Here is an 11,789-nt window from a genome sequence, read left to right as displayed (position 1 = left end):
GGATGAGTTGTGAAATACATCAGCACACGGGGAAGCGCCCCGAGTTTATCGTTTGAAGAGGTTGTACTGACGGGCTTAGCCTCTGACGGCGGCTTATACGTTCCTGAAACCTTACCTCAATTTAGCCACAGTGATATTGAAGCCATGCGTGGCATGAGCTATCAGGAATTGGCCTTTACGGTCATGAAGCCGTTTGTGGCCGATGCGCTTAGCGATGATGAATTGAAAGGCCTGATTGCTAAGGCATACAGCACTTTCCGCCATAATGGTATTGCCCCTTTGGTTCAAACGGGGCACAACGAGTTTATTCTTGAGCTGTTCCAAGGCCCAACCCTCGCGTTTAAAGACTTCGCCTTACAGTTTTTGGGGCAATTGCTTGACCATATCCTCAAGAAGCGTAATCAAAAAGTGGTCGTGATGGGGGCTACCTCCGGTGATACCGGGTCGGCGGCCATCGAGGGTTGTCGCCATTGCGATAACATCGATATCTTTATTTTGCACCCCCACCAACGCGTATCTGAGGTTCAGCGCCGTCAAATGACCACGGTGTTGGATGACAACGTGCACAACATCGCCTTAGAAGGCAACTTTGATGACTGCCAAAATATGGTGAAAGCCAGTTTTGCGGATCAATCCTTCCTGCCGGATGGGCGCCAGTTGGTTGCGGTAAACTCCATTAACTGGGCCAGAATCATGGCTCAAATCGTTTACTACTTTTACGCTGCCTTATCTCTGGGGGCGCCGGCTCGTGCGGTCAATTTCTCCGTACCAACGGGTAACTTCGGCGATATTTTTGCCGGATACCTGGCCAAAGGCATGGGTTTACCAATTGATCAGTTGATCATTGCCACCAACCAGAATGACATTCTTCATCGTTGTATCAGCGAGAATGATCACAGCAAGCGTGACTTAGTGCATTCGTTGTCACCGTCTATGGACATTATGGTCTCCAGTAACTTCGAACGTTTATTGTTCGATTTGTACGATCGTAATGGTGCATCCATCGTGACCTTGATGGATGCCCTGAAAAATGGCGGCGGCATGACCTTGGGCGAAGCGGAACTGGCCAAAGCCAAAACGCTCTTCTCTAGTTTCCGTTTGGATGATGCGGAAATGGTGAAGGTAATCAAAGACGTCTTTGAGCAAACCGAATACTTGCTCGATCCGCACACCGCCATCGGTTTGGAAGCCGGGCGCCGCGCACGTCACGACCACAATACACCGATGGTGTGCCTTGCCACGGCTCACCCGGCGAAGTTCCCAGAGGCCATACAAAAGGCGGGCTTGAGTGATGCGCCATTACCGCATCATATGGCAGACTTGTTTGAGCGAGAGGAACGTTATCAAGTGTTGTCTAATGACATGGACGCCGTACAGAAATTTATAGGCAGTCATCTTCGAACGTGATGATGCCGGCCTAAAGGAAGGGCGATGGAGTGAAAGCTTCATCGCCCTTTGTGTTTTGATCGTTTAAAACTGTCTAAAATCGTCTAATAAATCGTCTAATAAAGAGTTAATCGACCTGCATGCAAAAAGTGATTCGTCGACGTGAATCGACCGTCCAACTTTCCCCTGAATTTCACACCTTTCCACCTTTGCTCCAGCGCATTTATGCCCACCGATCGGTACAGCACCCCAATGAATTGGATTACACCCTCAAGCAATTGAGCCGCCCCGATTTGTTTAAAGGCTTACCTGTGGCCATTGAGGTATTGGTACAGGCCATTGAGGAAGGCAAGCGGATAATGATTGTCGGGGATTTCGACGCAGACGGAGCCACCAGTTCCAGTGTCGCGATGTTGGCGTTGCGGGCGATGGGGGCGGCGTGGGTAGATTACCTTGTGCCAAATCGATTTGAATTTGGTTACGGGCTTACCCCGGAAATTGTTCGGGTGGCGGCTCAGTCATCGCCGGATGTGATTATCACCGTGGATAACGGTATCTCCTCCATCGATGGGGTCGACGAGGCCAAACGATTGGGCATGCAAGTGGTGGTGACCGATCACCATTTGCCCGGTGAGTCTTTACCGGAGGCCGATGCCATCGTGAACCCTAATCAGCCCGGTTGTGCTTTTCCCAGTAAGAATCTGGCCGGGGTGGGGGTGATTTTTTATGTTATGAATGCCTTGCGGGGTGCGCTGCGTGAGCGGGGTTGGTTCCAATCTCAATACTTCCAATCCTTGCAACTGCCTGAGCCGAACATGGGGGATTTTCTCGATTTGGTGGCACTGGGCACGGTGGCCGATGTGGTACCGCTGGATGCCAATAACCGGGTTTTGGTTCACCAAGGGCTTCAGCGAATGCGGGCTGGGCGAATGCGACCGGGCATACGTGCGCTGTTGGAAGTGGCAAAACGCGATCCTGAACGCATTGTCGCGGCGGATTTGGGCTTTGCTGTGGGGCCGCGCTTAAATGCCGCAGGTCGCCTAGATGACATGAGTATTGGTATTCGCTGCCTCACTACCGACGACCCTTACGAAGCACAAAGCTTGGCAGAAACACTGCACGACCTAAACCAAGATCGTCGCTCCATCGAGACCAGCATGCAAAAAGAAGCCTTAGCGAGTTTGGCGGCCTTGGGCTTGGAAGACGCCGATGCCGAACAGATGCCGTGGGGTTTGTGTTTGTACGATGCCAATTGGCATCAAGGTGTGATTGGTATTTTGGCTTCGCGCATCAAGGATAAATTTCATCGCCCGGTGATTGCCTTTGCACCGGCGGACTTGGCTGCAACGTCGGAGTCTCAAGTGGCGGAGCAAGGGGATTTTGAAATCAAAGGCTCGGCGCGTTCCATTCCGGGTTTGCATATTCGCGACGCCTTAGCGGCTGTGGATGCCCGTCATCCGGGGTTAATCAAAAAGTTTGGTGGCCACGCCATGGCGGCGGGTCTGAGCCTTCGGGCAGACCAGTTTGAGACCTTTCAGCAAGCGTTTGATCGGGAAGTGCGGGCCATGCTGGATGAAAAAGACTTAACTGCCACGTTGCTAACCGACGGTGAGCTGAGGCCCAATGAGTTTTCATTGCCACTGGCACACCAGCTCCGGCAAGCGGGGCCATGGGGCCAACAATTCCCCGAGCCCTTATTTGATGGCGAATTTCTCGTAGTGCAGCAACGTATTGTGGGAGAAAAACACTTAAAAATGGTATTGGCACACCCCGATGCTCCGCAGAACGTGCTTGATGCCATTGCCTTTAACGTCGATACCACCGTCTGGCCAGACCCGTCGATTACGCGGGTACATGTGGCTTACCAATTGGATGTGAACGTTTTTCGTGGTCGGGAGTCTGTGCAATTAATGATAAATCATCTGTCGGCGTTGAAATAAATGACAAAGCACAGATGAAATGAATAACGACAAACGATCATTGAGGAGTTGGTATGGATCAATCGGAATCGCGCACAATGGGTATTATTGCCTTGGTTGTGGGCCTGGGAGTCATGGGCGGAGTGATGTGGTGGGTGTTTCAGGGCACGCAAGCGCCTGCGGAGCCAGAGCCTATCACAGAAATTATTGATCCTCCTGCATCTGACCCTGAGCCTATTCCCAGTGCTCCGGATATTCCAGAGCCACCGGCGCCAGAAGAAGCGCCCGCTGAGCCGACACAAGCGTCTGAGCCTCCATCTCCACCGGAACCACCTAAACCGAGTCTGCCTGCGCTTAATCAAAGTGATGCACTGGTGCGAGAAATGTTTCAGCAACAAGTGGCCGAAACCGACTACCAATTGTGGTGGCAGCCATCCAACCTATTGCAACGCTGGATTACGGTGATAGACGGCGTGAGCAAGGGGGAATTGGTAAAAGGTATTTTGCCAATACAACCGCCGAAGCAGAAGTTTCCCGTGCGTAAAGTCAGCGAAGGGGTGTATGAGTTAGATGAGGCCGGTTTTACACGTTTTGATGCCTATGTGGACATGGTAACCAGCATCGACCCAAGCTATATCGCAAAGAGCTTTCATACCCTGCGCCCGTTATTGGAAGAGGCCTATGGCCAGTTGGGTAAAAAACCAGAAACGGTCGATAATGCCATTATTCAAGCCATCGATACGGTATTAAATGCACCTATATCGAACGAGCCTTTAAAGTTGCTGGCGCCGTCGGTGAGTTACGTGTTTGCCGATGAAGCCATCGAAAAACGTTCTCCCATTGAAAAACAATTGTTGAGAATGGGGCCTGAAAACACGGAGAAATTGCAACATTATTTGCGTACATTGCGCTCTGAATTAATGGGCGAAAACGCATCCTAGTTAATAAGTGACATTGACTTAATTATTTCCGTTGTGGTTATTCTCGAGTTCTGTCTACTCGAGAATAACTTCTATTGGTCTTTTTTCTCAATAAATAAGCAAAATTCAATTGTTAAAAAGTGCTTGGCAGTAATGGAAGAAAACTAAAAATTAGGAATAATTCGGCGCCAAACAGAATCCATCAAAACACCAATAAAATCAGCGATTTATTCTTAATGACTGTGGTTTCTGGTATGTTAGCGAGAAGAAATCAAACAGATTATGTAATCGCAAAATCATACGCCCCCCCATTCAATGTCATCCACAAACCCTACACCCAACAACCTTGCCGTTTATTACTGGTCCATTGCCGACCTGTTATGAGGCGACTTTAAACAATCTCAATATGTCCGAGTTATTTTTCCCTTTATGTTATTGCACCGTTTGGAGTGTATGTTTGTAGTGGTCTAATAAATCGTGCTGGAAAGGCATAAAAAAATCCGAAGTCATTTCTAACTTCGGATTTTCTATTAAGCCAACTTTATACTCAAATACTTAAGTGAACAGCATTGCGCCTTTATTGCGGGGTTTTTTGTTTAAGTGAATCTGCTTAATTTTCTTGACGAGTTTCTTAAGGACTTTTTTGTTTGCTACTGTCTATTGGGAATCCATTCAATGTTTTATTGATTGTTTAGTGGGCTACCGCCTTAATGTTCGCACCGGCTGGTTACGATTGCCTGTGCTGAGGTTTTGCCACTGGCCATGGTAACCAGCACTGAGGTTGGATCATCAAATTGTAAGTAACAGGATTCTACCGTTGTATTGAACGTAAACTTTGCACTTCCGCCAGGGGTGGCAAGTACTCTTAAATCCTCCCCTACGACAGGCGCGACGCCTTCCCCGTTAAAGAATAGGCTCTCTCCTTGCAATCCTGATACACCTTGAATCCCGACGGTAAGTTGTTCTGGCAGGTCTGACATGGATTCATAGACATACCAGAAATTGCCGGAGTCTCCTTGTTCTATCCATATTTGAAAGGTGTACCGGCGTTCAGGGTCATCGAACAAAGGCACATTATTCCATTCGAAAACGGTATAGTTGCTACTGTTGCCTCTTAGAGTTGCGGTGTACCAAGATGATTCATCCTCATTCGTCCCGAGATCCAGATCAGCCCAGAAGGGTGCCAGCATATTTGCAGGGGCTGCTTTTGAAGGTAAGCGCTGATTTTCGCCAGGTATTGAGCTTAGGTTATCGCCATTGCTCAAGAACTGCAGTGTACCATTGACAGACCAAAGCACTTGGTTATAGGTCTCGCCGAGGAATCGAAACTCCGGAACATTTACTAACACAGCTCCATCGTCGCAATCGTCCGCAGGGCAGGGCGTTGGCTCTGTACGTCGGGATAATGAGATATAACCGAACGGTGCTTTTTCACCATTAAGACTGACTTCTCCTGCCTGCAGATTACCGCGCCAAGTCAGTGTGCCGTGATGATGAGTCATTGGTATCAATGTTTCTGCTGCCATGAGTTCGGTGTTGATTGACCCTTCAATCAGTTCGGTATTCGGTGCCAAAACGGCCTTGATATTGACCGGATCAGACAAGGTTTCGTTATTGACTTCAATCTCGTAGGTCACAGTATCTGAAGGTTTTATCTCAGTCTTGTCGGTTTTTATGGTCAATCGGTCAGCACGGGTCGCAGTGATGCCTTGCACTGCGATGGGCATTTTTAATTCGGGGCTATCACTGTGACCCACGTTCATTAGTTTCAATTCTCCAAAATGCCAACCTGCCGATGCCGTTTCTGTAGATGCCGTAACCGTGATATTGGCACTTTCCCCTGCATCCAGTGGTAGGTAGAAAGGGCTGACTCTTAACTCAATGGGCGCATCAGTGGTCACCTTGGTCAACCAGTGTGAGCGCTCAGAGGTGGTGTTGGTTACGCGACGGATCCAACGGCAGGAAACAAAACATTCACTATTTTGCATACTGGGAATGTTGAGTGTTTTTGGGTCTCCGCCTAGCCTAGGATTGGCCGCGAGAAAGTTATCTGTTGTCTCCTCAAGAACCAATCCACTGTTTTGAACTTTTTGGAGGTCAATACGTCCCGCACCGACATCAAAGGAATCCAAGGGCGTTACACGATCCGGCTTGCGGCCATTTTCACGGACTGAGGTCATCATGAGTGCGGATTTAATCTCTAACGGCGACCATTCAGGTCGCACTGCACTGAGTAATGCACCCGCACCCGCAACATGAGGGGATGCCATCGATGTGCCGCTGAGTAAGCCATATTCTGGGCTGGTACGATTATTGGCCGAATTGATTGCGGCGAAAATATTGACGCCAGGCGCACCTAAGTCGGGTTTGAGAACATCAAAGTTTGAATTTGGCCCCCGGCCGCTAAACGGTGCGAGAATATCGCCATTCTCAGGATTTTCATCGAAATACGTCGCTGAGATGGCACCCTGTGGGTTAGATTCTGCGGCAAGCCATTGGCGTAACTTTTCACCATCATTAAAGCTGATTTGAATCGTGGGTATAGGGTACTGATTCAAGCTGAGAGTCTCACCGCGAACCTCATTGTTGGCGAGAATCATTCCCACTGCCCCACCAGCGCGTACATTTCGTGCAGCACGTTTTGGGAATAAACCATTGAATTCGCAAATGACAATTTTTCCTTCGAAGTGACGTCTGGGGAAGCGGACACTGCACCTCTCGGGATTTCTGTCATTAGATGAGCCGTTGTTCGTCGGGTAGTCACCAGCATAGACAATCGGTGCTGGGTCGGAACCGAGTGTTAAGGCAGCGCCGGTGATGTCATCAAGCCCTTCACTATCACTGATGAGGTCATGCAATCGATTCTCAATCGTTCGGTTATGGCTCAGTGCGGCAACTGAAGTCACCCAGGGTGAACGATTATGAACTGAGCGCAGTCCGGAATTGCCTGCCGCCGCAACGACCAAAATTCCAGCTTCGGTAGCATTTAAAAACGCGAGCTGAACGGGGTCAGTATAAGGATCTTGGTCACCACTAATAGAATAGTTAAGGACTTGGATGCCATTTGGCAGTGCAGAGGCGTCCTCTAACACTTGCTCAACGCCTGAGAGTAAAGCTGTAGACGGACACGAGCCGGAACACACATCGTAAGCAATAATGTTGGCATGAGGGGCCACCCCACTGAGCGAACGCGTTGCTATAGGGGTATCGCGCACGAAAAAGTCAACCGAGTTGATTACGTTGCCAGCAATCGTGCTAGCAACGTGGCTACCATGGCCCTCACTGTCTTCTGGAGAATTGGAATCCCCAGATGAATCGAGAATTTTCCAAGCCCCAATCAATTTATCGTTACAAAACTCAGGGTTTTCTTCACAATGACTGCCAGGAATGTAGTTTCCATTGCCCAGTGGATTACTATGATCGTATCCATCGTCTCCGATATCAGCAAACGATGGATGGTCGTGGTTAATTCCCGTGTCCAAAATGGCAACGACAACACCTTCCCCTTTTGAAAAAGTAGGCCCTACCCCCTCTTCCCAGATAGAAGGTGCATTAATCCAATGAGGCCCTGTGTCAGTTAACAATTCCTCATAACGCTCTTGAGTGACCCGCTTAACGCCTTTCATCCTGGCGATTCGCTTGGCTTCAGCTTTCGTCAGAGAAAGGGCAACCCCATTGAACGCATATTGATAGGTGGCGACAGTTTTTGGAGTGCGTGCCAGTATGGCTGTAGAGGCTTCTTGAAAGTCCGATTGACGTTGCCTTATCCAACTTGTGTAAGCTTGCCCCTCGACACTATTAACATTGAGGTGTTGATTTCCTGTCATCGCAGTACTTGTGGCTTTAAAGCCGCCAATACCACCACGGTATGCGGCGACAGCAGGATCTTCCAGCTGGACGATATAGACGGCCAGGCCACCATCTTCTTCATTGTTACTGATCAAGCCTTCTGTTTGCTTCGAAAAAGTATCACTCAAACTCGCTATAACCTCGGGCTGTTGTTCGGTGAGTGATAATGGGTCAGTGTGTTGAATAACAGTGTTGGAATTAACATGAGCAGAATGCAAAGCGATAGCAATACTGATGGAGCGGAACGACAACGTCTTCATGGAGACTCCTTTAGGTATTTGGCAATTTTTTTGTATTATTTTTTTGGAAAATCGAAATGGGTGTAGCTGTGGTATATATTTATAGATAATGAGTGGCAATAGCAAAAAATTAGAAATACGTCGTTGGATTTTTTACCAAAATAAGAATAGAAAAGGCAGCGTAAAGATGTGGGCTTCAATAAAAATAAATAAATTTTTTATGTTGATCGAGTAATGAATGGCACTGTTATTAAAGTATTTGAAAAATTTGTTGATACATATGAATTATGATTGATATTCAGTAATTCAGAGTAAGGCTCTGATATATGAATATGATATGTATGCTTAAAACATCGGCCAGGTTTTTTTTGAAATTTCTGCATTAATTGAAAAGCTCACCAATCTGATTGTGAATTAAAGGCCGCCACAAAATAGTCTATAAATGCTCTTACTTTCGGTGCGAGTTGACGAGAGCTTGGGTATACTGCCCAGATGGCTGAGTTGTCGACAAGCTTATAATCCCCCATAACTTCCACTAATTCTTTGCGTTGAAGGTATTTGTAAGCAATCCATTTTGAACAGATAGTAATGCCTAGCCCTTGCACGCACGCGTCTCGTACAGTTTCTCCATTATCGGCGCGAAATCGTCCTCGTGCTTTGATGGTTGTAATGCCATTGGGACCTTTTAACTGCCAATGGTCTAATCCCGCTAACACAAGACACTCATGTTGAGATAAGTCCTCAGGGGTTTGAGGGTGGCCAAATTGTTCAAGGTAATCTGGTGAGGCACACAGTATACGGTGATCATCCGCCAATTTTCGTGCAACTAGGCTGGAGTTTTTGAGCTCTGCATTTCGAATCGCGATATCAAACCCTCCTTCAACCAAATCCACAATGCTGTCTGAGAAGCGAAGGTCCACCTTCAGTTGAGGGTATGCTTGCATAAACCCCTTCATTTCCGGCATTAAATGTATACGGCCAAATGAGGCGGGTGCGGACACCCGTAGCGTCCCCGATGGTGTGCTTTCACCCTGACCTAAAGATGCTTGTGCGGCATCTACACTCGCCAACACATCTTCTGCGAATGGCAGAAAAGTTTGCCCATCTTCGGTTAAAGAAACTTTTCGTGTGGTTCGGTGCAGCAGCCGAACAGACAGAGACGATTCGAGTTTGTTTAGGTAGCTACTGGCCACTGCCGGCGACAGGCCGAGCTCTTGCCCAGCAAGGCTGATGTTATGGGTTTGGGCGATTCGAACGAATAGCCGTACATGCTCGATGATCATTATCAACAGTATCAAAAAAGTGATTATTCAATGAGGCTGATTATATAGATATTGTTGTCAATATATACTGTTTTTACGTTAACTGATTCCGAGATAACTCTACTAAATTCATTGAGCATGATGGTGAGGAAGTGAATAATGAAAGCGATGATCATTAAGCAGTTTGGTGATTCTGATGTATTCGAAGCGGCCGAGTTGCCCAAACCAGAATTAAAACTTGGTCATGTGTTAGTGCGTGTTGAAGCCAGTAGTGTTAATCCTGTTGATTACAAAATTCGTGAATTAGGTGAAAGCCTACCGTTTTCGCCCAGCTTACCTGCTGTATTAGGAATGGATTTCGCGGGTACGATTGAAGCCATTGGTGATGATGTGAAGGGGTTTCAGGTGGGTGATGAAGTGTATGGTTGCGCCGGTGGTTTGGGTGACCTACCGGGGAGTTTGGCAGAATACCTATTGGCCGATGTTCGACTTATTGCTCACAAACCAAAAAGTTTGAGTATGGCAGAGTCTGCTGCTTTGCCCCTTGTATCAATTACGGCATTTGAAGGCTTACAAAGGGCTGGTGTCGCTAAAGGTCAGAAAGTATTAGTACATGGTGGTTCAGGAGGTGTGGGTCATATTGCGTTGCAGTTGGCTAAATTTTTTGGTGCCGATGTTTATGCTACAGGAGGTGGTGAAAAACAATTAGCGCTAATCGAAACTCTGGGTGCCACCCCCATTCACTATAAAACGCAAACGGTTGAAGACTATGTTTTACAGCATACCGCCAACCTAGGTTTTGATATGATTTACGATACCGTGGGTGCTGAAAATTTACTGCAGTCTATGCAAGCCGCTAAATTGAATGGGCAGATTGCCACCACCGTTTCTTTAATAGAGCTGGATTTAAGTTTGGCGCACTTGAAAGGGCTTTCTATGCATGTTGTATTTATGTTAATTCCGATGATTCACAATATTAGTCGAGAAACCCATGGTGTGATTTTAAAAAATATTGCAGAGATAGTGGATGCAGGTGAGTTACGACCTGTTTTGGCCGAACGAACATTCACTTTAGAGCAAGTGAGTGAGGCGCACCTCTATGCTGAGAGTGGGGCGGGTATGGGGAAAGTTGTGCTGACTCACTGATTATCTGTATTTACTCAGATTTTATTTGACGGTTGCCTGCTTTTCACTGAGTGCCTGTTAGATTCCATCTGTGGTCATTTTCTCTTTTTAGATTTTTATTTTTGTTCGAAGAAGTCCTGGCTACATTTTCTTGCCAGGACTTTTTAAATCTATCAGGTTAGTAATATTTTAGCTCGGAAGTTTTACCGCGAAAAACCCAGTAAGAGAAAGCGGTATAACCCATAATTGCCGGCACGGCAATTAGAGCGCCGACTAGAATAAAACGTAACGATTCAGTCGCGCTGGCCGCTTCCCATACGGTAAGTGTGCCGGGGATAACATAGGGGTAAAAGCTGTAAGCTAACCCTTGGAAGCAAATAAAAAATATGGTGATGGCAGCGGTGAAGGGAATCCAACAACCAAAGTCTTCTTTATGCGGGGCGTGGCGAAGGTATTGATCGACCACAAAAAATAGGCCTGCACATAATATTGGCATAGGAATCAAGAGTAATCCTTGAGGGAAACCGAGCCACTTTTGGTAGACGGTTGGGCTGATACTCACGTTCACTACAGAAACTAAGGCAATACCCACTGCGGCAATAGCACCTGCTAGCCGCGTCCATTGAGTAGCGCGATATTGTAGTTCGCCTTCGCATTTTAAGATAAGCCAGGCTCCACCAATAAAACTATAGGCGGCGGTTATGCCTAATGCGCTCAGTACAGCGAAGCCTTCTGCTTGCCAAGATTGCTCAAAACCCATGACGTATTGACCGAGCATGTAACCTTGAGCTAATGCCGTGATGAGTGATCCCATTTTAAAGGCGCTATCCCAGTGGTGACGATAATGGCTTTTCGCTTTCGCTCGAAAATCAAAAGAAACCCCTCTTAAAATTAACCCCAATAACATAATGGTGGCAGGAAGATAGAGTTCTTTTAACACCAATGAGTGTGCGCTAGGAAAGGCAATTAAAAGTAAACCCACCGCGAGTACTAGCCAAGTTTCGTTAGCATCCCAAAAAGGACCAATACTTGCGATCATAGTATCCCGATCTTTTTTGTGCTCTGGCCCGAGGGGAAGTAGGATGCCAA

7 protein-coding genes are annotated in these 11,789 nt (G+C 47.3%); 4 read left to right on the top strand and 3 right to left on the bottom strand.

The genetic code is table 11. From position 1 onward, the window contains the following. Positions 1-9 precede the first annotated feature (9 nt). The 3 genes from thrC to LU351_RS18810 all read left to right on the top strand — a co-directional run bounded on the left by thrC (position 10) and on the right by LU351_RS18810 (position 4,246). Positions 10-1,407, top strand: coding sequence for a threonine synthase (gene thrC / locus LU351_RS18820; RefSeq protein ID WP_232595648.1), 1,398 nt, complete (start codon positions 10-12; stop codon positions 1,405-1,407). A gap of 119 nt (positions 1,408-1,526) precedes the next feature. Further along, positions 1,527-3,326, top strand: coding sequence for a single-stranded-DNA-specific exonuclease RecJ (gene recJ, locus LU351_RS18815; RefSeq protein ID WP_232595647.1), 1,800 nt, complete (start codon positions 1,527-1,529; stop codon positions 3,324-3,326). 53 nt (positions 3,327-3,379) lie between these two features. Continuing rightward, positions 3,380-4,246: a DUF3014 domain-containing protein gene (locus LU351_RS18810; protein WP_232595646.1), complete on the top strand. Its 867-nt coding sequence runs from the start codon at positions 3,380-3,382 to the stop codon at positions 4,244-4,246. A 686-nt stretch (positions 4,247-4,932) separates the two neighbouring features. Here LU351_RS18810 and LU351_RS18805 read toward each other — a convergent pair. Together LU351_RS18805 and LU351_RS18800 are read right to left on the bottom strand one after the other, a co-directional pair. After that, entirely contained in the window at positions 4,933-8,334 is a 3,402-nt protein-coding gene (locus LU351_RS18805) for a S8 family serine peptidase (protein ID WP_232595645.1), read from the bottom strand. A 374-nt stretch (positions 8,335-8,708) separates the two neighbouring features. Next, positions 8,709-9,596, bottom strand: a complete 888-nt coding sequence (locus LU351_RS18800; RefSeq protein ID WP_232595644.1) for a LysR family transcriptional regulator — start codon at positions 9,594-9,596, stop codon at positions 8,709-8,711. A 138-nt stretch (positions 9,597-9,734) separates the two neighbouring features. On the opposite strand from LU351_RS18800, the gene LU351_RS18795 reads away from it, so the two are divergent. Next, on the top strand, positions 9,735-10,721 hold the full coding sequence (locus LU351_RS18795; RefSeq protein ID WP_232595643.1) for a zinc-dependent alcohol dehydrogenase family protein: 987 nt from the start codon (positions 9,735-9,737) through the stop codon (positions 10,719-10,721). A 157-nt stretch (positions 10,722-10,878) separates the two neighbouring features. Here the strand turns inward: LU351_RS18795 and LU351_RS18790 are convergent. Next, positions 10,879-11,789, bottom strand: a 911-nt coding sequence (locus LU351_RS18790) for a cytochrome d ubiquinol oxidase subunit II (protein ID WP_232595642.1), incomplete at its 5' end; no start/stop codon positions are given.

The sequence above is a fragment of the Marinibactrum halimedae genome (genome assembly GCF_021234875.1).
GTDB classification, from domain to species: domain Bacteria; phylum Pseudomonadota; class Gammaproteobacteria; order Pseudomonadales; family Cellvibrionaceae; genus Marinibactrum; species Marinibactrum halimedae.
The sequence above is the reverse complement of the archived record's forward strand: the minus strand, read 5'-3'. Positions and strand labels throughout refer to the sequence as shown.

What these genes read in the sequence shown, in the direction of transcription:
- LU351_RS18800 (WP_232595644.1), bottom strand. Translation starts at nt 9,596, where the DNA reads ATGATCATCGAGCATGTACGGCTATTCGTTCGAATCGCCCAAACCCAT.
- LU351_RS18810 (WP_232595646.1), top strand. Translation starts at nt 3,380, where the DNA reads ATGGATCAATCGGAATCGCGCACAATGGGTATTATTGCCTTGGTTGTG.
- recJ (WP_232595647.1), top strand. Translation starts at nt 1,527, where the DNA reads ATGCAAAAAGTGATTCGTCGACGTGAATCGACCGTCCAACTTTCCCCT.
- LU351_RS18795 (WP_232595643.1), top strand. Translation starts at nt 9,735, where the DNA reads ATGAAAGCGATGATCATTAAGCAGTTTGGTGATTCTGATGTATTCGAA.
- LU351_RS18805 (WP_232595645.1), bottom strand. Translation starts at nt 8,334, where the DNA reads ATGAAGACGTTGTCGTTCCGCTCCATCAGTATTGCTATCGCTTTGCAT.